Source organism: Floricoccus tropicus, from assembly GCF_001832905.1.
GTDB classification, from domain to species: domain Bacteria; phylum Bacillota; class Bacilli; order Lactobacillales; family Streptococcaceae; genus Floricoccus; species Floricoccus tropicus.
In genome coordinates, this window is record NZ_MKIR01000024.1 from 120,510 (window position 1) to 145,964 (window position 25,455).

Here is a 25,455-nt window from a genome sequence, read left to right on the forward strand (position 1 = left end):
GGCTATACAAATTTACGGTAAGATAATAAACGGTATTGTTTACCACCATTTTTTGGCCCCGGAAACCAGAAAATAACGAATGCAAGGAACGGCATTCACAAGTAAACAAAGACAGAAAATATTAGGAGATATCATGAACAAAACTACATACATGGCTAAGCCAGGTGAAGTTGAGCGTAAATGGTACGTTGTTGACGCAACTGATGTACCTCTAGGACGCCTTTCAGCAGTTGTTGCAAGCATCTTACGCGGAAAAAATAAACCAACATTTACACCACACACTGACACAGGTGATTTCGTAATCGTTATCAACGCTGGACAAGTAAAACTTACAGGTAAAAAAGCTACTGACAAGATTTACTACCGTCATTCATTATACCCAGGTGGTTTAAGATCAACTACTGCAGGAGAACTTCGCGCTAAGAACCCAATCCGTCTTATCGAAACTTCTGTAAAAGGTATGCTTCCACACAACACTCTAGGACGTGCTCAAGGTATGAAACTTAAAGTGTTCGCTGGAGCAGAACATACTCATCAAGCTCAACAACCAGAAGTGCTTGATATCACAGGATTAATTTAAGGAGGGCTGAACATTGGCACAAGTACAATATCTCGGCACTGGACGCCGTAAAAACTCAGTAGCTCGTGTACGTTTAGTACCTGGTACTGGTAAAATCACAGTAAACAACAAACCTGTTGAAGAATATATCCCACATGCTGACCTACGTTTAGTAATCAACCAACCATTTGGCGTTACTCAAACTGTTGGTGCATACGACGTTTTAGTAAACGTTAACGGTGGAGGATATGCAGGACAATCTGGAGCAATCCGTCACGGTATCTCTCGTGCATTGCTTGAAGTTGACCCTGACTTCCGTAGCGAACTTAAACGCGCTGGACTTCTAACACGTGATGCTCGTATGGTAGAACGTAAGAAACCAGGTCTTAAGAAAGCTCGTAAAGCAAGCCAATTCTCAAAACGTTAATATACAGATTCGAAAGAATATATATTATACAGCAAAACCCACTTTTCCAGAAATGGAGAGGTGGGTTTGCTATTAATTGATTTAAATTACGTATAAATATTTGTAATAAAAAATTAATGGTAGGAAGGTATTTAATATGACTAATTCTGTAAGTTCTACTTCTGAAAAAATGTTTGATATAGCAGCTTTTTTTAGTGGTGTTGGTGGAATTGAGCTTGGTTTTGAACAAACAGGTAAGTTCAGAGTGGTATATGCAAATGAATTTGATAAAAATGCTCAAATTACATATAAAAAAAATTACCCTGATGTGAATTTAGATGAGAGGGATATCAGAGATGTTAAATCTAGTGATGTACCTAAATCTGATGTTATTGTCGGAGGTTTTCCTTGTCAAGCATTCAGTATTGCTGGATATAGGAAAGGCTTTGAAGATGATCGAGGAGATTTGTTTTTTGAATTGTTGAGGATTATTAAATCAAAAAAACCACAATCAATATTTATTGAAAATGTAAAGAATATGGTTACTCATGATCATGGAAATACTTTCAAAATTATTAGAGAAGCATTAACCATGAATGGCTATTTAATAAAATGGAAAGTTTTAAATGGTAAGGACTATGGGAACATACCTCAAAATAGGGAGAGGATATATATTGTTGGTTTTAGAAATATGGAATCTTTTGAAGCATTTCAGTTTCCTGATGAAATTGAATTAACAACTAGCCTTAGTGATGTAATTGATTTTAAAACTCCACAGGATGATCTTCTTTATTATAAACAAGGGCGTCAACCTTTTTATGACAAGCTAGTCAACGAAATTATAGATGATAATTCCATCTATCAGTGGAGAAGACAGTATGTCCGTGAAAATAAATCTGGGGTTGTTCCAACATTAACAGCAAATATGGGAACAGGTGGACATAATGTTCCTTTAATAAAGGCAGTAGATGGGATTAGAAAATTAACTCCAAGGGAGACATTTAATGTGCAAGGATATCCATCCACCTTTAAATTGCCCTCTATAGCCAATAGTCATCTATATAAACAGGCAGGCAATAGTGTTGTTGTTCCGGTCATTAAAAGAATTGCGGAAAACATTGCTAAATCATTAGAAATTTCAGATTCTGAATATAAAGCTAAATTAGTTGATGATGGTTCCTTTCATATTATGCATACTAAGATGAATGGAAAATTTGAAGGAGAGTCTGAATTAATTTATATTGCAAAAAATGAAATCGATTTAGAAAATTTTAGAAAAGAAAATAATATTCATTTTATACTTGAAAATGAGTACATAAATGGATTATCGAAAAATAAGAAAATGGATTTCTACAGTTATGAATAAAATTAAGAACCCACTAGATTAGTGGGTTCTTTTTTGTTATATTATAGTCAAGAATACACAGCCATGAGGTATGAGGTATGAGGATAAAATAATATGTGGGAAGAATTAAAAGAAGAAAATAAACAAAAATATAAAACTTTAATAACAAATTTTGCAAGTTTGAGTGAGGCTTTCTCACAGAAGGCAGAAGAAATGTATGGGGAAAAAGAACTTTATGTAGCACCAATTGTAAATTCAAAATTTCAAGAAACAGTTTTTCAAAAATCATTCGGAGGTGTTGCAGAAGATATTGCAAATACATCATATGATGTATCATTAAAACTTGATAATAATAAAAAATATTTAATCGGAATAAAGTCATTTGGTATTAGTTCAGGTGATCAGAAAATTGCTCAGTTCAAAAGTAACAGTGTGTCAGATGATTGGGGATCAATATTATCAAAGATAAAATATAATGTAGAGAATAATGAAAATCATGAAGATGAAAATAAAAATTTATACAAAGATCTGGCACTTAAAATATCATATCTGAGAAATGATAGAATCAAATCTTCAAAGGAATTAATAAAAGGCTTCAAAGCGACCGATATCTCAGTGGAAGCCGTGTATCATGTGCTTATGCCATCTAAAAAGGGAGATTGTCCAAAAATATGGGTTGGAGAAACTTCATATTCACCTATCGATATAGATAATTTAAAAATAATAGGAGCAACTTCTAATAAAAATCCAACAAATTTTAAATTTACAGACGGAAACCATGATTATAAGTATACATCTGCTGATAGCCAACTATATATGTCTTTTAAAAATAATGATATTGTTATTGATGAATGGGATGTTAACTATGTGAATGACCCGTTCTCAATTTTTGAAAATTTGCATTTATTGTCAGAAAAAAAACAAACAAATGATTTAAATGAAATTGAACAGACAGTATCATGGATGATTGCAAATAAAAAAGGAGAAGTTGAAGAGAGCTCGGGGTTTAATGGGTTTGATGGAGCGACTAAACTTGGTAAGGATTCGAGGATTAAAAGAATTGATCAAATAGAAGAAAAATATACCAATATTTTATCAGCTGATGAAATGGACTATCTTATAAGCCAATTGAAAATAATACTTTTATCTAAATGGAAAACAACCGAAGACAAAAGAAAAATGAAAGAAATAAGAGATGAGTTGTTTAGCTATGCTGAAAAATTTGATAGTCAAGAATTGATAAATACTTTACAGTCAACATTATATAGACCGGTTAGCGAAATGTATATACCAATACCAAATTCTAAAAAATTTCATGACGAAAATCCGAATTTTTTTGGTCAAAATATTGGAACTTTTAAAGAAGGAACAAGCAAATTGAAGTTGGACAAAGAAAAAAGAGTATTCAACTTAGAGTTTATGCAATCAGGAGATTCTATAAAGGCATACATAAATCAAGATAATGGAAAATCAATTCAGTCTAAAGATAAACAATCTATTCTTGGAGAATGGATTTTAAGAGGAATATTTCAGTTAAAACCTAGAGAGCCGTTGACTAAAAAAAGATTGGATGAGATAGGGATCAATGCAATAAGATTAAGTAAATTCAAAAATACTGAAAGAGGAGTTGGAATTGAATTTATTTGGATAGATGAAAAAAATCCACCTAATGATGCTTGGGGTTGGATAAATAAATAATATTTTAGTGGAGGTGTATATGTTTAATGGTACAAAAATTTGGTATAAAATTCTTTATTTTATTACTGCCATGTCACCATCCTATATTCTGTTTCTCTTTGGATTTAAAGATAAATATATAGCCGAAAAAAATGGATACGAAGATATATTAAAATTTATTCTTAATAATATCGATAATATTATTATTGCTTTTATTTTGTTTTTCGTAGCTATGTCATTGATATTAAAATTAATTTTGATATCTCAATATATAAATTCAACTACTGATAGAGTTGGTAATGAAAATGTAAATTTATTTGAAGAAAGAAATCTTAAGGAATTAAACAGTGGTGTTGTATCATTTATATTAGGAAATATTTTACCTGCAGTAATTTTAGTTGGTAATTCTCCTAAAATAACATTTATTGCATTTCTTATAACACAAATCATACTTTATATATTAATAATGAATAGTTCAGATATGTTTCCAAATCTATTATTGATAATTCAAGGTATGAATTTAGGAACTACTAAAAAAAACGATTACGTATTTACATTTAAATCAACGAAATATGAGGAATTTAAAGTCTATCAGATAGGTGATACATATAAGTCGAAAATGTATATTGCAATGTATAAAAAAACATAAAAAATAGTATTTTAAATAATGAATGTGTAGAGGGAAAAGTAATGGAAAAAAATATTGAACGCATTTATGTCTGTACATCAAAAAATGCAAAACTATTCCGAATATATAGATTGCAGACAGGAGATGTAGAAAAGAGAAAAGTTCTTGAAGTTTTCAATACGGACTTGGAGAAAAAAATAGAGGATGAAAATAAAATTGAAAATTATAACGAAAATTCACTAATACAAGATATTCCTTACAAAATAAGTTTAGATTCTATAAAAGAAGATAGCTATTTAAAAGAATTTAAATTTAATATAGATAAAATTTTATCTAAAAATCCAGCTGATGATATAAGGATAATCCAATTCGAAAAAATTAAGAATAATAGTAAGAATAACGAAATAAAAAATTTCGAAGAAAATGAAGGTATAAAATTTTTAATAATAGAATTTTCTAACTCTTTAGTTTTTTTAGAAGTATCAACTAATTCAGTACTTAAAAAAAGATCTATCTTATCGGTGTCAATTACTTCAGATACTTTAGTTTTTGATGTTCCCAAAGGCATTCAAATACCTACAGCAGTGACAGCAAGAATAGATAAAATTAGCAAAAATTTATTTGTTTATGATGTAAATAGATTTGAAAAGATGCTGACTCTAAATGAAAATGTAAAGGAAAAATCAAGACAAACTATCAACAAGTTTAAAAGTGGAGAGTATAAAATATCTGAAGAAAATTATATTTTCATAGGGTTAGACGATGAGTCAGTGGAACAAAGCTTATTTATGAGTGCTCGAGCTGTTAGGAGACTTTCAAAATATTCAGGAGAAAAATCTGATCATTATAAAATTGAACAAATTAAGAAGGCTGTTGGTAAGTTATCAAAGGATATTCAAGTTTATTTTGATGATGAAAAAAAGGAAATTAAAGTCACTAATGAATCTACAAAGACTTTTGTGGCTATAATTCATAATTCTATAGTTGAGAGATTAATATCAGGGGATATTGAGATAACAATTTAAAATATAAATTAGATAATGTAATTTATATTTATTAAAAATAGTTGAAGATTTTTTGTAGTAAACTTTATGAATATTACAGTTCTAGTTTTTATTGTTTATTTATTAACAGAATATTATATAGGATTGTATCCATCTTTTGAACCCCTGGAGGTATTATGTTTTATGAACATCAGTCAATAGAATCCCAAAAAAATTATAAAAATATGTTAACTATATTTGGCAATATGTCGCGTTTATTTTCTGAATCTGAAAGCCCATATCTGTATTATAGGGTTCATGAAAATATTTTTACTAAATACTTTGATGTCAATAATAATGCAAGAAGCGATGATTCAGTTGATGCTTATAATAGTACTTCTGGAATTGGTATAGGGTTGAAAACATGGGTTGGCAATGATGATCAGAAAGTTGCCGAATTTGGACGTCTAAGGTCAAGTTATGATAATTTGGTTGGAATAGATTTAATTACGAAAATTGCAGAATTGAGGAATATTCGAATTAGAACTACAAAGAATGCTCATGGCTTACACAATATGTTTTATCATATTATTAAACGTATACCAAAATCAATGTGTATTTATGAGACAACATTTGATGAAATCGATATTCCAAATATTGAACTTATTGAAGATAAAGGGAATGATAATAATACTTATTTTAATGATGGTAAACATACATATCATTTTAGTCGTTCTAAAAATACACTTTTTATGATTTTTAATGACATGGAGCTTCTTGAACGGTTTGATGTAGAAATTTATGAAGATCCTTATGAAATTATATCTGAACTAAGTACTCGTGGAATTAAATCCTATTCACAAATTGAAGTGACGAATAATAATCAGCTATGTCTAAAATTGTATTCTACTAAAAATGATATAAAATTTGTTCCCGAAAAAAGTGGCTTAAACCAATGGAATGCTAATGGAAGACCCCGTGATTTAAATGAGATATATATTCCTTATCCTGCAGAAGATAGAAGGAGAGGAGAATTTTTTCCTTCGAGAGATACGCCGTTTGAACTGGAACTACCTGATGGACAATTGATAAGTGCTAAAGTTTGTCAGCAGGATAGTAAAGCTATTATGAGTAACCCTAATCGCTTATTAGGCAACTGGTTACTACGTACAGTCTTTGAACTTAAGGAAGGAACTATAGTAACTTATGATATGTTAAGAGAGTTTAATATCGATAGTATGATATTTACTAAGTTAACAGATAGTAAATATAAAGTAGAAATTAGTGAATTAGGAACATATGAAAATTTTTATGGACTTAAAGATGTTGAAGATATAGTGTAGTTTTTTAAGTATAATCAACAAATATTTATTGGCTTAACAATATATGTATATGAATAAATAACCGAGGAGCCCCCATGCCCAATTTAAAATCAATTTCATTATTCATCTTCAGGTTCTTCCTCATTCTAGGCTGTGGCTATGGTTTGCTGAAGGAGATGGGGCTTTTTGATGGTCGTTTTAGTCTTAAGCATTTGGTTTACTACACGATTCTTAGTAATCTGGTGATTTTTCTTGCATATTCTTATCTGCTTGTTAGATATTTGCTTAGTCGCAAGAGGTTTGGTCACTTTGAATGGAGAGACTTTTCGCCCAATGTTATGAGTGGGTTGATGTTGATGATTGTAGTTACTGGGCTGATTTACAATTTTATTTTGGCACCGACTCTTCCTAATTCATCGCCTTACTCACTGACTAATCTGTCTAACTTCCTGGTTCACACTTATACGCCAGTCATGGTTTTTATTGATTGGTTGCTTCTGTCGCGTCATAGGGATCCAAAGCAGCTGCATCCACTAACTTGGGTGGTTATTCCGCTGGTTTACTGGATCTTTACTATCGTATATGCAAGCTTCAAGATTCCTGTTAACTCACAAGGTGGTTACTATCCTTACTTTTTCATCAATGCTGATAAGTACGGTTGGCCACAGGTGTTTAAGAATGTTGGACTTTTGCTGGTAGCTTTTCTAGTTCTTGGGTATCTGCTAAAAGGCTTATCTTACTTGCTTTATGATAAGAGTTATCACTATCGTTACTAATGTATTATTAACACAAGATTCTAGAAAATTTCGAATTTCAACGTTTTAATTTAAATGTATATTATAGGAGGAGAAAAAAATGCGCGAAAGCTATAATTTTGATTATGATAAACTTGAAATAAAAATTTCAATGGATGAATATGCCAAGGAAATCGGTGATCCTATATTTCGATTTTTTGCTACATATAGTGGATTGAAAGAGATCACTAGCGATGATGAAGAGGAGTATTTTGATTCTGAGGAAGTTGAACTTATGACTTTAGTTGGCCATATGAGCGACTTCGAAAATGATTATTCTTATTCGGCTGATGCTATTGCGGAAGATACAATTATGAATTATTTTTTTGCAAGAAAAATGTATAGTGATGTCAGCGACTCAGAATTTGAAAATAAACTTTTTGAGTATACTGATTCTTTTATATCTAAGTGGATAAGTATAGAGACTGTTTACTTAGAAGACGAAATTAAAGATAGCCATGAGGAATTTCAGTTTTTAATTTTTGAAAATTGTTTAAAATCTTTGGTGAAAAATTGGAAAATTTTATTTCAAAATGATATAACAATGGTGGTATTTAGTAAAAAATTGTATGTTTCTCTTGATGAAACTGTTCAAAAAAAATTGAATTCAATGTACAATCGAGTAGGGTTTTATAACTATGAAAGTAGTAAAGAATTAGGCAATCAGAAAGTTAATGAAGAGATATCATTGTCAATTAGTGATTTATTCTCAATGGATGGAGATAATAGATTGTTTAGTAGTGGTGCAAAAGATTTAAACAAGAAATATTATGTAGGTTATATATAACTCATCTATTTAATCGATAAACTACAGAATATTATTTACTGTATCTTTATTATTCTGTATGCAAGCTTCAAGATTCCTGTTAACTCACAGGGTGGTTACTATCCTTACTTCTTCATCAATGCTGATAAGTACGGTTGCCCACAGGTGTTTAAGAATGTTGGACTTTTGCTGATAGCTTTCCTTGTTCTTGGGTATCTGCTTAAAGGACTGAGTTATCTCTTACAGGAGAAAAAGTCAATTAGAAACAAGTAGTTTTGGATAAATATATAAATAAAATTAATTTAAAAAGAAGTGCTTTCAGTAGAGGCACTCTTTTCTTTTATATTATCATTTTTCATCAAACTCACTTGTCATCTTCAAAATAATTTTTCCTTTTGCTCTGCCTGACTTAGAATATTCAAAGGCTTGGTCAATATTTTCGAAAGGTATTATTCTATCTATGACTGGATGTAGTGTTCCATCTTCAAGTAGTGTAGTAAGTGTTCTTAATTGTTCTCTGTCAGGTCGCATGAAGAGGAAGTAGTACTCTGCTTTACTTTCGTGTTCAAGTTTTGTTAGGTTTTTGGTAACGAATTTAAAGGCATATTTCTTCCATAGTGGAAGTTTCTTTCCGTCAGAATCGCGGTAGTCATCTGCAAAGCGTTCATTTGGTAATCCTGATATTGATACAACTTTTCCATCTGGTTTAATTATCTTAAAGGCATTCTCAAGTATTTTTCCACCTTGGGTATCAAAGACATAGTCATAATCAGATAGGATTTGCATGAAATCTTCTGTTTTATAGTCAATTGCAAGGTCAGCACCGAGGGATTTTACAAGTTCAAAGTTTTCTTTGCTTGTTGTGGTAGCAACATATGCTCCAAGCATTTTAGCAATTTGAATAGCTATTGTACCTATTCCACCAGATCCTGCCTGAATGAGTACTTTCTCACCAGGTTGTATGTTCATGATATCACGGAGTGCTTGATAGCTTGTGAGCCCTACAAGGGGGATAGAGGCTGCCTCTTCAAAAGTAAGGTTCTTAGGCAATGGAGCAACTACATTAGCGCTAGTTGCGATATATTCAGCAAAGGTCCCAATTCGATTCTTTTCTACTCGCCCATAGACTGCATCTCCAATTTTATAGTCTGTAACTTCTGAACCAATTTGAACGATGACTCCTGAAAAGTCGCTTCCAAGGGTAAGTGGCATTTTATATTTCAAGAGCATCTTGAGTCCACCATCTTTAGTCTTGAGATCAATTGGATTGATGCTTGCAGCAACTATTTTTACTAATACATCAGTCGATTTAATAGTTGGGATTTCAACATCTGTAATTACTGGCATTTCCTGTTTGTAGTGGGTGATTTGAGCTGCTTTCATATTTTATCTATTCCTTATCTATGGTTTATATTTTTAAACGATTAACTAAAAAGTATTTTATGATAATGGTTTAAAAAAGTCAACCAATAGATTTTGATTTTCTGAAAAGTATAAGTAAATATTTTTTTCGAAGAATAGCCTATCTTGACTATCTGTTTATATACATTTATAATAGTTATAAAACAATATGGAGGATAAAAAATGCTAATTGGGATTCCTAAAGAAATAAAAAATAATGAAAATCGTGTGGCGTTACCTCCTGCGGGAGTATTTGATTTAATCAATGATGGACATACTGTTTTAGTGGAAACTGGAGCAGGTGTTGGGTCTGGTATTCCAGATGAGGACTATAAGAGTGTCGGTGCGACAATTGTGGAAAGCGCAAAAGAAGCATGGTCAGCTGATATGGTAATGAAGGTCAAGGAGCCAGTTCCTAAAGAGTATGGTTATTTCCGTAAAGGACTTTTACTGTTTACATACTTGCACTTGGCTGCCAATAAGACATTGGTTGAAGCTTTGATGGAGGGTGGAGTAAATGCTATCGCCTATGAAAATGTTCAACCAGAGGATGGTTCTCTACCTCTCTTGAGTCCAATGAGTGAAGTTGCAGGACGTATGGCTGTTCAGATTGGTGCAACTTATCTTGAGAGCGTACACGGTGGAAAAGGTATCCTTCTTTCAGGTGTACCAGGTGTTCGACGTGCCAATACTGTCATCATCGGTGGTGGAGTAGTTGGATTGAATGCTGCTAAGATTGCATCAGGGCTCGGTTCTAATGTAACAATTTTGGATGTTAGTCCCGCTCGTCTTAAGGAACTTGATATCATTTTCGGAAATCAAGTTCAGACTCTCATGTCAAACAGCTTTAATATTAAAGAGAGTCTGAAGACAGCTGATTTAGTTATCGGTTCAGTTCTCCTTCCAGGTCGTAAGGCTCCAACCCTAGTAACACGCGAAATGGTTGCTAGCATGCCAGATATGTCAGTCATTATCGACGTTGCCATCGATCAAGGCGGTATTTTTGAGACAGAAGACCGCGTAACGACTCATGATGACCCTACATACATCAAAGAAGGCGTACTTCACTATGCAGTAGCAAATATGCCAGGCGCAGTACCTCAAACATCAACATATGCCCTCAGCAATAGTACCCTTGCTTACGCTAAAATCTTAGCAGGCAATCCTTTGACAGAGGTGTTGAAAAATAATATTGCCCTTCATCGTGGAGTTAGTACCTACGAAGGCAAACTTACAAGCCGTGAAGTAGCAAGTGATGTTGAAATTCAATATACAGCACTTGATGATCTACTATAAAATTTGTTTATCCTTAATTTGAGACACTTAAAGACCTAAAAATTTTTAAGTGTCTTTTTGTGACTTGAAATTTTATAATCTAAACTTAATATTATGATATAATTACCTCAAGGTCGCACACATATGAGGAAATTATGAAAAAGAAATATAAATATATTGTACTTATTTTACTTTTTTTAATAGCTATGTTTGGAATTGGTTCAATTGCTAACGGTTTTAAAAGGACTGTTATAGATAAAAATGGATTTCTCTCTACAGCAACTATCAATGAAGTCAAGGATTTAAACAAAGAGTTTTCTTCTTGGCAAACAAAACCTAAACTTTATATTGAAGTAGTTCAACATCTACCTAAAAATACTTCTTCAGACAGCTTTGCATATAAGTTACTTAAAAAGAAACAGAATAGGTTTAGTTTATATCAAACTTCAATGGTGTTCGTTATATCTGTTGAAGATAGGGAGTATAGCCTAAAGGTATCTAAGGATCTTGAAAATATAGTTGATAGTTCATCAGAGGAAAAAATAGTTACTAAAAATGTAATAGAAGATTTTTCTAAACATGATTGGAACTCAGCTATGGCTTCAATACTAAACAATATTAAAGTATATGGGCTTGAAAATTTTAACACAGCTGGGAAGTTAACAACTGGGAATAATGGACATAGTGTCTTTTTAAGAAGACTAAAAGATTTTGATTTTTCAATTCTTCTTTATTTACCATTTATTTTACTGTTTGTATTTATAGTTATTATTGCTTTAACTGGTGATAAAAAAGAAATAGAAATAGAGGAAAAAAAGAGACTTAGAGCTGAAAAATTAGGATTGGATTTAAAAAAATCACATTATTTTTATAATGATGACTTAAAAAAAGTCAGTTTAGGAACTTTAAATAAAGCATTAACATATAGCTTATGCAAGGTAAATTCTAAATGGTGGGAAGCAACAGATTCTGAAATACTTCAATCGATGAAGGATTTTGAAATTCCTGATCTATATGGAGAGATTCGAGATGGACGTAAATGGGGTGATATTGTAAAAGATATTGTCTGGGAAAAGTATTACAAGAATGAAAATTATTTTAAGTATCTTATAATAAAGAATGATTTAGAAAGTCTTGATAAGGAATCATTGATAGAGGAAATTAATTCTCATTTTATGGCAGAGTATGAGGAATATGATAAATTTAATAAAATTTATGAGAACAATATTTTTCTAGTAAGTAAAGCAATTAATTCGTTCATGTCTAACTTTAACGATGAGCAGCTGAAAGAATATTTTGATGTCCTAGATATAGATGCTAAGTATATTGATGAAAAAGGATATAGCAACGATGTGGGAATTGAAGAAAAAAGGAAGCTTGTGGATAAGCGTGATGTTTTGATAAACAAGCTTATGACTAATATGTTGATTTCTAGTTTTCCCGTTTATAAAGATTTAAGTGGAGTTCCTAACCTATTTTCAGATGATAAAATTTCTATTGCCTATAAAAATGCTTTAGAAATTTGTAGTAAAATACCTAATAATATGCTTGGAAAAGCTATAAGAGATTGCCTGAGAATTGAAGTAAACAATAATGATTTATCAAATTTCGATTATAATAAACCAGCATTTTTATACAATATGTCAAAAATTTTATTACCAAAGAAGACTTTTATGAACTATGTTGTTTTTTCTAGTAAATATATAGAAGAAGAAAATTTTGAAAGTTTTAGGAAAACATATGAGGACTTCATTTTGGATCATACGCCAAGTTCGGATAATGGCAATTCCTATTTTGAGTCATCGAGTAGTGGTGGTTCATCTTCATCTGATGGAGGTGGAGGTTTCTCTGGGAGCTTTTAATATTTTTAGAAAGATGATGGTGGAAATCATTGTCTTTTTTATTAAATTTATTCACATGTGGATAAGATTCTCAATTTTAACTGTCTCTTTTCATGGATTTACAAAAGGGAGTGAAAATTTCATCTCATTGTACAAAATTTTACATTTTTCTTTGACAAATAAAAAAAATGGTCCTATACTTAGAATAAAAATTCTGAAAATTCAGTATAAGGAGTAATGGTATGAATATTGCAAGTGAAGTAAAACCAGGTGCTAATCGTTACGTGTCAGGTCAGGGGACTTTGAATAATTTAGAAGAATATTTGGCAGATTTTAAAAATCCTGTGGTAGTTACTGGTCATAAATCATTTGAGGCTTTTTCTGACTATTACGATGCTGAACTTAATTATCCAATCTTTCACTATGATGAAACTGCTTCTTATGAAGATGGGGAGTTTCTAGCCAAGGAGATTGGTCAGGCTGATGTGGTAGTAGGTATCGGTGGTGGTAGACTTTTAGATACAGCCAAGATGGTTGCTCAAAACTTGGATGCTGAACTTATCACTGTTCCAACTCTCATCTCAAATTGCGCACCATTTACTCCAGTTGCTGCCGTATATCATCCAGATCGTAGTTTCCGTGAGATTGGTTATTTCCGTAAGGCACCTTACCTAACATTGGTTGATACCAAATTCCTTTTATGCACACCTGTGGATTACTTTGTAGCTGGAATTGGAGACACTCTTGCTAAGTGGTATGAAATTGATGGTATTGTTCGTAGTCTTCCTGAAGAAAAACTTTCAGCCTACATTACTCTGGGTATTGCCTCTGCTAAGGTAATTCGTGATTTACTCATGACCAATGCCCAAGCGGCAGTCAATGATTTGAATAAAGGAGAAGTTACTCTAGCCTTTGAAAAAATCACTGATACAATTGTTGCCCTTGCGGGAGAAGTTGGTGGATTTGCAGGTGTTTATGGGCGTTCTGCTGGAGCTCATGCAACTCATGATGGTCTATCATACTTGCATGAAACCCATGAAATGCTTCACGGTAAAAAGGTTGCTTATGGTATTCTGGTTCAATTAGCTCATACTGAGGATTATGATATTATTGAAGATTTGCTTCCATTTTATAAACAAATTGGTCTTCCAAGTAAGCTTGCTGAAGTTAATGTTAAGGACACGAGTCGTGATTATCTAGATGAATTTATGAATTTTTCAGTTGGACCAAATACAACATTTAGATTAGTTGATGATAAAATCACAGCTGATGATATGTATAAGGCAATCCGATATCTTGAAGGACTTGAAGACTGATGGATGAGAATTTAAGTTTACTGGAAGTAGTTTTGCTTTTGTGTCTATTAGTTGCTCTGTAAGGAATTCCGTATTTTATACGGTTTTTTTGTTACAAAGATATCGTAGTTATTCTTAATTGAAATTTTAGGCCTATGATATAATTAACTGAAGAATACTTAAACGCTTACAATAAAGCTTTATTTTTTCTCGTATAAGAAAAGGAGACTTATTATGTCTATTATTTTTGTTAGTGTCCCTGTATTGGATGTTGCTCTTTCTACTACTTTCTATGAAAGACTTGGTTTTGTGAAGAATGATGATTTTTCAAATGAAAATGTGTCTTCAATGGTTTGGGATGAAAATCTGACAGTTATGGTTCAGTCACATGACCATCTGAAGAATTTTATTGATGGTAAAACTATTGTTGATCCCAAAACTTCTGTTACAAATATTATTGCTGTTGGTCTTGATAGCAAGGATGAGGTTATCGAGATTGGTCGTCGTGCGCTAGAAAATGGTGGAAACTCTTTCCGTACTGATGAAAATATGCCGGAAGAATTTATGTATAGCGCAATTATTGAAGATATTGATGGAAATCCATTGAAACTTGTTTGGATGGCTGTTTAGAAAGAGGGAAATAATATGGCGACTATGGTATTTGTAAACTTTCCTGTAAAGGACTTGGCAGCTTCTACTGAATTTTACAAGAAGCTGGGGTTTATTCTAAATGAAGAATTTTCAAATGACCAGGCATCAGCTATGGTCTGGGATGAAAACTTTTATATTATGCTTTTGAGGCATGAGTTCTATCAAGCTTTCATTGAGGAAAGAACGATTGCTGACAATCATGCAACTAGTGGTGCGCTCATCGCCTTTTCGATGAATTCAGCTGAGGAAGTAAAGGAATTCGGTCGTATTGCTGAGGAAAATGGTGGTAATGTTTATCGTATTGACCATGGGATTGCTGAAGATGTAATGTTTGGCTTAGAAGTACAAGACCTTGATGGAAATAACCTTGAACCTAACTGGATGGCTCAATAGAGAAAGAAGGAAAAAATATGGCAATATTAAATCCCTATATTTCATATGAAAGTGCAAAAGAGGCACTAGCTTACTATGAAGATGTTTTTAGTGCAGAAAATATTTTTCGCTTACCTCTAACTAAAGAACAAGCTGAGGGATATAATATTCCTGATGAAAATCTAAATGATACAACAATGCATGGTGGCTTTACAGTTCTAGGTGTACAAATTTATGTATCAGATTTTGCTGCAGGTTCAAAAAATTCTGAAGATAATAATATCACTTTGATGATTGAAGTTGACAATGATAATGAAGATGAGATTAAGGCAGCTGATGATTTTTATCTTCGATTACATGATTCAAATCAGGTTGAGATTACTATGCCTTATGCAGAACAATTTTGGGGTGGTAAAATGGGAGCTTTTACTGATAAGTATGGTGTCAAATGGATGCTTCACTTACCACCAAAAGAAGTTGATAAATCAGCTTTTGAGGAAGCCTAATGGAAGAGAAATATCAAAAACTACTTGATAGTTTATCAAAACCAGCAAGAAATGCTCTACTTGACAAGAACATTGACAGCTTTGTAAAGCTAAAGAAGTTAACTGATAAGGATATTCTTTCCATACATGGTATTGGACCTAAGACAATTCCACTCCTTAAAGACTATTTAGCAAAACCAGTTGATAAGGTTGAAAAGAGTAAAGTTGTATCAAAAAAATCTACATCTAAATCAACTAGTCCTAAAACTGATAGACAGATTGCTAATATGAACAGAGTTTATAAAATGTCTTTTGCAAGCATCTACAGTCTTTATCTTGAAAAAGTAGAGAAAAAAGGGCGTACTCGAGATGAAGTAGACCAAGTCATAGAGTGGCTAACTGGATATAGTAAGAAGCAACTTGATAAGCAAGTTGAGTCTTTATGTTCGTTAGAAGCATTTTTTAATAAGGCACCTCAAATTAATCCTAATGTTGATAAAATTACAGGAGTGATTTGTGGCTGCAGAGTTGAAGATATTGAAGAACCACTCATGCAGAAAATACGCTATATGGATAAATTAATTGACGAACTTGCTAAAGGAAAGTCAATGGATAAAATATTAAGAACTTAGAACTAGGGAAACCTAGTTTTTTTGATTGAAATTTTAAACTTTACAGTGAGTTTACACTATTTATTGCTATAATATAGTCACTTAAAAATAGACTAATACATCGTTGACTCATTTCGATGAACGCTAGTTCTATCATCAATTCGTCGCCTTGTCTTATTTCTATTTTAATCAACTATGCATAAGAGAAAAATATAAGGTAATTTATCGAGTAAATGTACTGATTATAAGAGGATTTGCTAGAAAATTTTGATTTTATGGTTATTCTAGAGGAAAGGAGGAAGTCAAAAAATGGAACTAAGCAAGAAGATAAAAGCATATAGGACAGAACTGAATATTTCACAAGAAGAACTGGCTGAAAGGTTGTATGTTTCAAGACAAACAGTTTCAAACTGGGAGACTGAACGTAGCTATCCTGACGTAAATAATCTAATTTTACTTTCTACAATTTTTGATGTAACTCTGGATCAACTAGTAAAAGGGGACATTAAAGTCATGAAAGAAAAAATTGCTCAAAAGAAATACCTAAAATATCTATGGATTATCATATTTGATATGTTAATGTGTGGTATTCTTTTAGGAATTTATGCAGCTCTTCCAAAAAGTAGGACAATATGGTTCATTTTTGTTTATGCCACACCTATTATATCTATGGTGTATTCATGTATTAAAATTATAAAAATACAAAAGTCTGAAGATATTAAAACCTATGAAGAGATTACAGCATTTTTTGAGGGTGGAGATATAGATTCTGCACGTAAAAGTAGAATATCAGATTATCAAATTAAATTGATTCCTGGAACAATATTTTTCTGCATACTTGTAACTGTATTGATGTTATTATTGATGTTTTTTGTAATTATGTTTATTAGAGGTATTAAAATTACATACTAAATATTTAAAAATCTTCAAGATTAATATTTGGAGATTTTTTAAACTTTACACCAAGTTTACATCATTTATTGCTATAATAGAGGGTAAGAAAAGCCTGATTTATTAAGCTTATTAGCTTGCTAAAATATTTTGGCGAAGCAAATTAGTCGATTATAAAATTCTTTGCTAGAGATTTTCAATTAACTCTTTAAGCTAGGGGTATGGAGGGACATCAAAATGGAGTTAAGTAAACAGATAAAGGAACATAGAGCTAGGCTTGAAATTTCACAGGAGCAGTTGGCTGAAAAAATGTATGTTTCACGTCAAACTATATCTAACTGGGAAAATGAGCGAAGCTATCCGGACGTGCATAATTTACTTTTGCTTGCTGCAATTTTTGACGTAACCCTTGATCAACTTGTTAAAGGAGACGTGAAAATTATGAAAGAAAAGATTTCTCAGGCTAATTTTAATAAAAGTTCATATATTATGCTAATTTCTAGCATTTTGTCAGCTATATCACTCGGGATAACAATTCCGTTTATCAATAGTTCATTAAATTGGTCTCTACTTATTCCAATAGGATTTTTGTTACCAGGTTTCTACTATGCTACAAAAATTGATAAGTGGAAAAAAGATGATGACATTAAGACCTATAAAGAAATTGCGGTGTTCATGGAAGGTGGAGATGTTAAAGCAGCACGTAAGGAAAGAAGTGAAGTTAAAGATATATTAGAGACAATTATTATTGTCATAATATATGTAGCGGTTTTTTTGGCAATTATGTATATTTCGTTCCTTGTAACTAGAGGACTTATTGATTATTTTAAATAAGACATGAGGAGTAGGTTAAACGTTAGAGATAAATATATTGCATGATTAGTACTCGGTGAATAATTTCACTGAGTTTTTTTCTGTACGGGAAAATTCCCATTACTTTGATACTTATCCCATAGTCTGGAACCCTTTCCCAACAAGTACTTATGGTATTGAACCGCTTTCATAATAGCTATATACTTTGCCTTGTAGCTAACAAACGATTTAACAAGGAGAGAAAAAGATGACTTTAGTATTAGCAAGAATTGACCAACGTTTAATCCATGGGATTGTAGTAACTCAATGGGCTGGGGCAACAAAAGCCAAACGATTGATGGTAGTTGATGATATGGTTTCTAAAGATGAAACACAAAAAGCTGCAATGCGTATGAGTAAGCCTGCAGGAACTGGTATGTCAATTATTGATACAGATACAGCAATTACAAATTTCAAGGCTGGAAAATATGATAGTCATAATGTTTTTATGATTGTTAAGGAGCCAGCAACTTTGGTTAAGTTGGCTGAAAATGGTGTAGAAATTCCTAAAGTAAATATTGGAATTATCTTTGATGGCGAAGGAAAGAAAACTGTTAAGAAAATGGTTTCTGTCAATGAAGAGGAAATTTCAGACCTTAAAAAACTTGAAGCAATGGGAATTCCAGTTACTTTCCACTTTGTTCCAAGTGAAGCAGAAGAATCACTTGATACTTATATTAAATAGAGGGAGTTTAACGTGGAATTAGTTCAAAATATATTAATTATTTTATTATCTATATGGATAGTACTTGACCAACAAGGTTTGGTTATAACTACTTGGTTCCCAATAATGGTTGCTTTCTTTGTTGGACTTATTATGGGAGATATGCAAACAGCAATGGTAATCGGTGGTACCTTCCAATTAATGGCACTTGGTGTCGCAAATATTGGTGGTTCATCAGTTCCTAACTGGGGGCTTGCAGCACTAGTTGGTAGCTTTATAGCTATTCGCACAACATCAGATATTGAACAAGCAAAAGCCGTAGCACTTGCAGTGGGAGTTCCAGTTGGTATGCTTGGTATTCAACTAGATGTACTCGCTAAACTTTTAAACACATACGTAACACACGGTGCACAAAAGGCAGCTAATGAGAAAAAATTCAAAAAAATGAACCAAATTCTTTGGCTTGGGCCGGTAGTCTTTGGACTCTCAACAGCAATTCCGACAGCACTTTGTGTAATATTTGGTGATAAGATTGTAAAACTTATTTTAGACTATGTACCTCAATGGTTTACAGATGGTCTATCAATCGCAGGAAGCATGCTTCCAGTAGTAGGTATAGCTCTTTTACTTCAAGTTATGCCGGTTAAGAAGTACATGACTATGCTTTTAGTTGGTTTCGTACTATCAGCCTACTTAAACCTACCTATTATGGGAGTATCAATTGTAGGATTTGCGATGGCATATTACTTCTTTACAACACAGATTAATAAAGCAACACCTGCAACAGCGGGAGCTCCAAGTGAGAACTATGAGGATGAAGGAGATGACTTCGATGAGTAATAATAATGAAACACCAAATATTTTAAGTAAAAAAGATATTAATAAGGCTGCCTTCAAATATATGTTCATGGCTTGTAATATTTTCAACTATGAAAATCAGCAAGCACCAGCAGTAGTCTACGCTCTTAAGGACTCACTACGTAAAATTCACAAAAATGATGACGATTATGTAGCTTCTTTAAACAATCAATTCAAGTATTTTAATACGACAACTTGGATGGCTAATATTCTCTTAGGTGCCAGTCTTGCCATGGAGGAAAAAGATGGCATAGATGCACTTGATGCGGTTCAAAGTTTCAAAACAGGTATGATGGGACCACTTGCCGGTATCGGGGACACATTAATTTGGGTACTTTATCCAACAATCATGGGCTCAATCGCTGCATACATGGGACTTGAAGGAAATCCAACAGGTGCAATCATTTGGATGCTACTAAATATTTTCTTTGTCTTCTTCCGTATTCGTCTTTTTAATATTGGTTATACTTCAGGCTTAAAAATGGTTACTGCACTAGGCAGTAAATTATCTGTTTTCACTGAAGCTGCTTCAATCATGGGACTAACAGTTGTAGGTTCTTTAATCCCTACTGTAATTAAGATCAATGTAGCAACTGTCTTTAAAACAGGTAAGGTTAAACTTTCAATTCAAAATGATATTTTAGATAAAATTATGCCAGGATTACTCCCTGCACTACTTACTTTTGCCGTTTATAAATTAATTGCAAGTAAAAAATTAACAGTAATTCAAATTATCTTTTTGATTATCGCAATCTCTCTTGTAATGTCTTATTTCGGAATTTTAAAGGTTTGAGGTTAAAAAATGAAAAAAATTATTTTAGCAAGTCATCACACATTTGCTGCTGGTTTAAAAGATACTGTTAATTACATCTGTCCTGATATGGCTGATATCAAAGCAATATCAGCATACATTAGTAACAAACCAGTAGAGGATGAAATTAAAGAGACTATTGAATCTTTTGCCACAAATGACCAAATTTTAATTTTTACCGACCTACTCGGAGGTTCTGTTAACCAAGCATTTGTAAAATATCTGGCTGATAATAATGTTGAGCTTATTACTGGTATGAATCTTCCAGTGGTTATGTCTTTGATTATGACGCCAAATGATGAGGTGACTGAATCTGAGATAAACCATGCAATTGAAAGCGCGCGTGAACAGTTGATTTACGTCAATGATTATATCAAAGCTCAAGCACAAGAGTTAGACGAGGAGGATGAATAGTGGAAGATAAGTGGTGGAAAGATAGCGTCGTTTACCAAATCTATCCCCAAAGTTTCAAGGATTCTAATGGGGACGGTGTAGGTGACTTCAAAGGAATTATTGAAAAAATTCCCTATTTGTCAGAGCTAGGAATTGATGTTATCTGGTTAAACCCAATCTTTGAGTCTCCTCTTGTTGACAATGGTTATGATATCAGCGACTATACTAGTATTTTGCCTCAATATGGTTCTATGGATGATTTCAAGGATCTTTTGGATGTGGCACATGCATCAGGCATTCGTATAATACTTGACTTAGTTGTAAATCATACAAGTAATTTACATGAGTGGTTTTTAGAGTCACAAAAATCAAAGGATAATCCATATTCTGATTACTATATTTGGAAAGACCCTAAGGAAGATGGGTCTGCCCCCAATAATTGGGGGTCAACTTTTGGAGGACCTGCTTGGGAGTATGTTGAAAGCAGAAAGCAATATTACCTTCATTGTTTTGCCAAGGAGCAACCTGATTTAAACTGGGAAAATCCTGCATTAAGGCAAGAAATTTACAATATGATTGAATCATGGTTTGAAATCGGTATTGATGGATTCCGAATGGATGTGATAAGTCTAATTAGTAAGCGACAAGACTACCCTGATGCGCCAGATGATCTAGCCTATACTAAGTCATATTATGTAGGAGCATCAAATGGACCACGTGTTCATGAGTTTCTTCATGAGATGAACGAACAAGTTTTAAGTAAATATAATGTGATGACAGTTGGTGAGACACCTAATACAAATAGTGAACAAGCTCTTTTATATACTAACCCAGAACGTAATGAATTAGATATGGTATTCCACTTTGATCATATGCATTTAGATTATGGTAAGTATGGAAAGTTTTCAGATATTCGCTATAAGATGAGTGATCTCAGGCAGGTTCTAAGCGAATGGCAGGAAAAACTTGCCAAAGGTTGGAATTCATTGTATTGGAGTAACCATGACCAACCAAGAGCTGTAACTAGGTTTGGAGATGAAGGAAAGTATCGCCTAGAATCGGCTAAAATGCTTGGAACACTTTTTCATATGATGAAAGGCACACCTTACATTTTCCAAGGTGAAGAGTTGGGCATGAAGAATGTGCCGTTTGAGAGTATAGATTCTTATCAAGATATTGAAACGAAATATTTTTATGAAGAGATGAAGAATCAAGGAGAATCTGAGGATTATATTAAGAGGGCAATTTACTTGAAGTCGCGTGATAATGCTCGCACTCCAATGCCATGGAACAATCAAATTGGTTCAGGTTTTTCAACCGGAAAACCATGGATTGACTATTCCCCTGATAATAAATATATTAATGTTCAGGAAAATCTTTCTGATGATAATTCTGTTTTCTATCATTATCAAAATCTAATCAAAATTAGAAAAAACTATCCAATTGTTGTCCACGGAGATTACAAGTTAATAAATAAAGATGATTCAAATGTCTATTCATATATACGTGAATTGAATGATGAAATATTATATGTAATTTGTAATTTTTCAGGAGAAAAAATAAATTTTCAATTGGAAGAAAATGTTAATGCTGAGGTTGCAGATTTACTCTTGTCAAACTACCAAGATAGTCCATTATTATTTAGTGGAAAATTAGAATTGCGTCCCTATGAAGCTTTAATTTACTACAAGAAATAAATATAAAAGCTTGAAGAAGACTGAAATCTACTTCAAGTTTTTTGATATAATATACTAGATGGAGGTGACAACTTGGATTTTGATCAACATATACAATTGCACTTTGGGGACTTAACTGATAACGAAAAAGAAATGGTCCATTATATAGTTAATAATAGGCAAGAAGTAGTGAAATATTCAATAATTGAGCTTGGAGAAAAATTATTATCTTCAAAAAGTTCAGTTTTAAGACTTGCAAAAAAATTAGGTTTTCGTGGCTATACTGACTTAAAATACTCATTGGAAGAATCTCTTGTAAAAGTTGTAATTCAACCTTCTGACCTAGTTGCAGGACTTAGAGATGAAATTAATAAGACCTTTCAGTATGCTCAGCAAATAAAAATTGAATATTTATTAGAAAGAATAAAAAATTGTAATCGTCTACTACTTTATGCGACAGGCTTTACTCAGAATAATTATACCAAAGAATTATCAAACGATTTATTTTTATCAGGACGACCAAATTCACTTATATCAGGCGAAACAAACTTTGACATGATTAGCGAAACTCTTGACGAAAATGATTTAGTTATCATCACTTCTCTATCAGGTGATACTAAAAGTATCCAAAAAACAGTTGAAAAGTTAAAAATTCATGGGGCATCTATTTGCTCAGTGACAGCTTTTGGTAAAAACTATTTGAGCCAAAATTCTGATTACCAACTTTACTATGAAACTAGTAAGATACCTAGCAATGTCACAAATGAATCAGTTTCAATGGTGGGATTAAACATTATACTAACAATATTATCTCGAAAATATCGGGAGTTCATTCTTTTTGATGAATAAGAAATATCTGGTATTTCATATGGATACTTTTTTCAGATTAAGGTTATAAAAAATAAATAATAAGCTTGTTTCACGCGAAACAAGTTTAGGGGAGAAACGGATGACTACGACAATCTATTTTGTTAGACATGCTTTACCAGATTACAACTCTCTTGACGACAAGGGAATGCCATTGACAGAAGAAGGAAAAGTTGACAGTCGATTACTTGCTGAAAAGCTTTCAAACCTTGAATTTGACTATGTTATTTCAAGCCCTTATCAAAGAACGCTTGACACAATCAGACCTTTAGTTGACAAGTTAAATCTACAAATAGAAACTGATGAAAGATTGGGTGAAAGAAAACGAGGAAGTTCCTCTGATAATACACCTGATATGGTTAAAAAGCGTTGGGCTGATTTTGATTTTCATGAAGTAGGTGGAGAATCTATGAATTCACTACAGTCAAGGAATATGGAAGCATTGAATGATATTCTTGCAAATCATCAGGATCAGACTATTCTAGTATCAACTCATGGAGCAGCTCTCTCATCAATACTTAATTATTATGATCCTACATTTGACTATGAAGATTTCAACCGTATTCGATGCTTTACACCTTATATATTAAGGGCAGAATTTGATAAATCTATGAATTTATTTGCCAAAGAAGAAATTTGGTGGATTGACAAAAATAGAAGTTAATAATAGTACTTTCTTGTGATAGTTACGGGTCTATGATAGACTAATCAAGCAATGATTATTAAAGATAATCACTATTTATTGAAAGGAAATTATATGTCAATTATTTCTATTATTTTAGTTATCTTATCAGCTTTAGAATGTTTTTATATCATGTATTTAGAAACAGTTATTACAACATCTGAAAAAACTAGTTTAACTTTTGGTGTTGAAAGAGATGAGTTAGGTAGGGAAACAGTATCTTCACTACTTAAAAACCAAGGTGTTTATAATGGCTTTATTGGGTTGATCTTGCTTTATGCTATAACTTTCGCTAATGCTAAAGTTGAAATTTCAGCAATAATGTTGATTTATATCGTAGCCATGGCCTTATACGGTGGCTATACTGTAGATAAAAAGATTGTAATCAAGCAAGGGTTACTTCCATTTATTGCTTTGATAAGTTTATTATTCTAAATTAATTAAAAAAATAAAAACTTCAGTCTTAAGACTGATGAATGAAAAATTTGAAGGATTATAATGAATGCATAAAGTTAAATATAAACTCCTTAACTTTTCTTTTTCATAAAACTCCTTAAAGCCAGCGCAAGCTGGCTTTTTTATATTTATTTATAAGGTTAAACAATCTGTTCTTGTTTAACCTTATAAATAAATATAAAATTAAATTAATTAAGTGAAAAAGAAAAAAGGAGAGCAACACTATGAAAATATATATATTGCCATTAATTCTCATTATAGCTTCTTGGGTATGTCTCGGCTATATCAAAGAGGGGATGTTCTCACAAACAGCAACTGTAAACATTATTATCCTTCTATTTTTGATTATAGGCTTTAACTCATGCTATTTGGGTTATAACATAATTTGGAAAAATTTTTTTGGCCATCGTGGTAAGAAATAATAGAATTGAAAAAACGCTTGATTTAATTCAAACGTTTTTTCTTTAGCTTTTCTTCCATACGACTTTTTTCTTTCAGTTCTAGATAACTAGAACTTCCGTCGACAAGTTCTTTAACTGGATATCTTTTAGAATTTTTATCAAGCTTTTCTGCAATACTTTTCTTAACATCAATTCCTAAATTTGCTGCAAGCATATAAGAGTAGATTAGCACATCAGAAAGCTCTTCTTCAATATTTTTTCTATTACTTTCAAGAGCTTCCGTTGAGTCAATACACTGAAAATTTTCTAATAGTTCTGCAGCTTCAATTGATATAGATAATGCTAAATCCTTTTCTTTATTCTCGTGATTCCAATTTCTTTCCTTACGAAATTCTTCAATCATTCTTTCTATTTTCATTTATACACATTCTTTCCACAGATTTAGGATTAGTATATCAAAAAATATATTTTTTTCCACATGTAGATAAGTGAT

At 32.3% G+C, this 25,455-nt stretch carries 28 protein-coding genes; 26 read left to right on the forward strand and 2 right to left on the reverse strand.

What is annotated here, in order from left to right; all coding sequences use genetic code 11:
• Positions 1-133: 133 nt before the first annotated feature.
• From rplM to BG261_RS08650, 9 genes are all read left to right on the forward strand, one after another.
• A complete protein-coding gene (gene rplM, locus BG261_RS08610) occupies positions 134-580 on the forward strand; it encodes a 50S ribosomal protein L13 (RefSeq protein WP_070786937.1) in 447 nt (148 codons plus the stop codon).
• 13 nt (positions 581-593) lie between these two features.
• Positions 594-986 carry a 30S ribosomal protein S9 gene (gene rpsI / locus BG261_RS08615; protein WP_070786938.1) on the forward strand — a complete coding sequence of 131 codons (393 nt, stop codon included), beginning with the start codon at positions 594-596 and terminating at the stop codon, positions 984-986.
• A gap of 136 nt (positions 987-1,122) precedes the next feature.
• The gene (locus tag BG261_RS08620) at positions 1,123-2,331 is read left to right on the forward strand and encodes a DNA cytosine methyltransferase (protein WP_070792920.1); all 1,209 of its coding nucleotides are present in this window, start codon (positions 1,123-1,125) and stop codon (positions 2,329-2,331) included.
• Between the two features lie 93 nt (positions 2,332-2,424).
• Entirely contained in the window at positions 2,425-4,008 is a 1,584-nt protein-coding gene (locus tag BG261_RS08625; protein ID WP_070792921.1) for a hypothetical protein, read from the forward strand.
• Positions 4,009-4,027: 19 nt separating this feature from the next.
• A complete protein-coding gene (locus tag BG261_RS08630; RefSeq protein WP_075201862.1) occupies positions 4,028-4,636 on the forward strand; it encodes a KwaA family protein in 609 nt (202 codons plus the stop codon).
• Positions 4,637-4,677: 41 nt separating this feature from the next.
• Complete coding sequence (locus BG261_RS08635; protein WP_070792922.1) at positions 4,678-5,640, forward strand: hypothetical protein; 963 nt, start codon at positions 4,678-4,680, stop codon at positions 5,638-5,640.
• 224 nt (positions 5,641-5,864) lie between these two features.
• Complete coding sequence (locus tag BG261_RS08640; RefSeq protein ID WP_143603384.1) at positions 5,865-6,941, forward strand: restriction endonuclease; 1,077 nt, start codon at positions 5,865-5,867, stop codon at positions 6,939-6,941.
• A gap of 74 nt (positions 6,942-7,015) precedes the next feature.
• Positions 7,016-7,696, forward strand: a complete 681-nt coding sequence (locus tag BG261_RS08645) for a Pr6Pr family membrane protein (protein ID WP_070792924.1) — start codon at positions 7,016-7,018, stop codon at positions 7,694-7,696.
• 79 nt (positions 7,697-7,775) lie between these two features.
• Positions 7,776-8,501, forward strand: coding sequence for a hypothetical protein (locus BG261_RS08650; RefSeq protein ID WP_070792925.1), 726 nt, complete (start codon positions 7,776-7,778; stop codon positions 8,499-8,501).
• A gap of 327 nt (positions 8,502-8,828) precedes the next feature.
• Here BG261_RS08650 and BG261_RS08655 read toward each other — a convergent pair whose 3' ends face one another.
• Positions 8,829-9,863 carry an NADP-dependent oxidoreductase gene (locus BG261_RS08655; protein ID WP_070792926.1) on the reverse strand — a complete coding sequence of 345 codons (1,035 nt, stop codon included), beginning with the start codon at positions 9,861-9,863 and terminating at the stop codon, positions 8,829-8,831.
• A gap of 201 nt (positions 9,864-10,064) precedes the next feature.
• Between BG261_RS08655 and ald the strand changes: the two genes are divergently transcribed.
• The 17 genes from ald (at position 10,065) to BG261_RS08745 (ending at position 24,540) form a co-directional block, all read left to right on the forward strand.
• Positions 10,065-11,177, forward strand: coding sequence for an alanine dehydrogenase (ald, locus tag BG261_RS08660; RefSeq protein WP_070792927.1), 1,113 nt, complete (start codon positions 10,065-10,067; stop codon positions 11,175-11,177).
• A gap of 134 nt (positions 11,178-11,311) precedes the next feature.
• Positions 11,312-13,018, forward strand: a complete 1,707-nt coding sequence (locus BG261_RS08665; RefSeq protein WP_070792928.1) for a TPM domain-containing protein — start codon at positions 11,312-11,314, stop codon at positions 13,016-13,018.
• Positions 13,019-13,239: 221 nt separating this feature from the next.
• Positions 13,240-14,313, forward strand: a complete 1,074-nt coding sequence (locus tag BG261_RS08675; RefSeq protein ID WP_070792930.1) for an iron-containing alcohol dehydrogenase family protein — start codon at positions 13,240-13,242, stop codon at positions 14,311-14,313.
• A 213-nt stretch (positions 14,314-14,526) separates the two neighbouring features.
• Positions 14,527-14,922: a VOC family protein gene (locus BG261_RS08680; RefSeq protein ID WP_083318315.1), complete on the forward strand. Its 396-nt coding sequence runs from the start codon at positions 14,527-14,529 to the stop codon at positions 14,920-14,922.
• A 15-nt stretch (positions 14,923-14,937) separates the two neighbouring features.
• Positions 14,938-15,336, forward strand: coding sequence for a VOC family protein (locus BG261_RS08685; RefSeq protein WP_070792932.1), 399 nt, complete (start codon positions 14,938-14,940; stop codon positions 15,334-15,336).
• 17 nt (positions 15,337-15,353) lie between these two features.
• Positions 15,354-15,821 (forward strand): VOC family protein, encoded by a 468-nt coding sequence (locus BG261_RS08690; protein WP_070792933.1) that lies wholly within the window; start codon positions 15,354-15,356, stop codon positions 15,819-15,821.
• A gap of 266 nt (positions 15,822-16,087) precedes the next feature.
• Positions 16,088-16,432, forward strand: coding sequence for a DUF2200 domain-containing protein (locus tag BG261_RS08695; RefSeq protein ID WP_070793130.1), 345 nt, complete (start codon positions 16,088-16,090; stop codon positions 16,430-16,432).
• A 288-nt stretch (positions 16,433-16,720) separates the two neighbouring features.
• Positions 16,721-17,323 carry a helix-turn-helix domain-containing protein gene (locus BG261_RS08700; RefSeq protein WP_070792934.1) on the forward strand — a complete coding sequence of 201 codons (603 nt, stop codon included), beginning with the start codon at positions 16,721-16,723 and terminating at the stop codon, positions 17,321-17,323.
• Positions 17,324-17,539: 216 nt separating this feature from the next.
• Positions 17,540-18,136, forward strand: a complete 597-nt coding sequence (locus tag BG261_RS08705) for a helix-turn-helix transcriptional regulator (protein ID WP_070792935.1) — start codon at positions 17,540-17,542, stop codon at positions 18,134-18,136.
• Positions 18,137-18,362: 226 nt separating this feature from the next.
• The gene (locus BG261_RS08710) at positions 18,363-18,839 is read left to right on the forward strand and encodes a PTS sugar transporter subunit IIB (RefSeq protein WP_070792936.1); all 477 of its coding nucleotides are present in this window, start codon (positions 18,363-18,365) and stop codon (positions 18,837-18,839) included.
• Positions 18,840-18,851: 12 nt separating this feature from the next.
• Positions 18,852-19,658, forward strand: a complete 807-nt coding sequence (locus BG261_RS08715; RefSeq protein ID WP_070792937.1) for a PTS mannose/fructose/sorbose/N-acetylgalactosamine transporter subunit IIC — start codon at positions 18,852-18,854, stop codon at positions 19,656-19,658.
• Complete coding sequence (locus BG261_RS08720; protein ID WP_070792938.1) at positions 19,651-20,469, forward strand: PTS system mannose/fructose/sorbose family transporter subunit IID; 819 nt, start codon at positions 19,651-19,653, stop codon at positions 20,467-20,469. The genes BG261_RS08715 and BG261_RS08720 overlap by 8 nt, the downstream gene beginning before the upstream one ends.
• A gap of 9 nt (positions 20,470-20,478) precedes the next feature.
• Complete coding sequence (locus tag BG261_RS08725) at positions 20,479-20,901, forward strand: PTS sugar transporter subunit IIA (RefSeq protein ID WP_070792939.1); 423 nt, start codon at positions 20,479-20,481, stop codon at positions 20,899-20,901.
• Positions 20,898-22,577, forward strand: a complete 1,680-nt coding sequence (locus BG261_RS08730) for a glycoside hydrolase family 13 protein (RefSeq protein ID WP_324609672.1) — start codon at positions 20,898-20,900, stop codon at positions 22,575-22,577. The genes BG261_RS08725 and BG261_RS08730 overlap by 4 nt, the downstream gene beginning before the upstream one ends.
• Before the next feature lie 72 nt (positions 22,578-22,649).
• Positions 22,650-23,405 (forward strand): MurR/RpiR family transcriptional regulator, encoded by a 756-nt coding sequence (locus tag BG261_RS08735; protein WP_070792941.1) that lies wholly within the window; start codon positions 22,650-22,652, stop codon positions 23,403-23,405.
• Positions 23,406-23,505: 100 nt separating this feature from the next.
• Entirely contained in the window at positions 23,506-24,087 is a 582-nt protein-coding gene (locus BG261_RS08740) for a histidine phosphatase family protein (RefSeq protein ID WP_070792942.1), read from the forward strand.
• A 93-nt stretch (positions 24,088-24,180) separates the two neighbouring features.
• A complete protein-coding gene (locus BG261_RS08745; protein WP_070792943.1) occupies positions 24,181-24,540 on the forward strand; it encodes a DUF1304 domain-containing protein in 360 nt (119 codons plus the stop codon).
• Between the two features lie 465 nt (positions 24,541-25,005).
• Here the strand turns inward: BG261_RS08745 and BG261_RS08755 are convergent, their stop codons facing one another.
• Positions 25,006-25,380 (reverse strand): nucleotide pyrophosphohydrolase, encoded by a 375-nt coding sequence (locus tag BG261_RS08755; RefSeq protein WP_070792945.1) that lies wholly within the window; start codon positions 25,378-25,380, stop codon positions 25,006-25,008.
• Between the last annotated feature and the right edge of the window lie 75 nt (positions 25,381-25,455).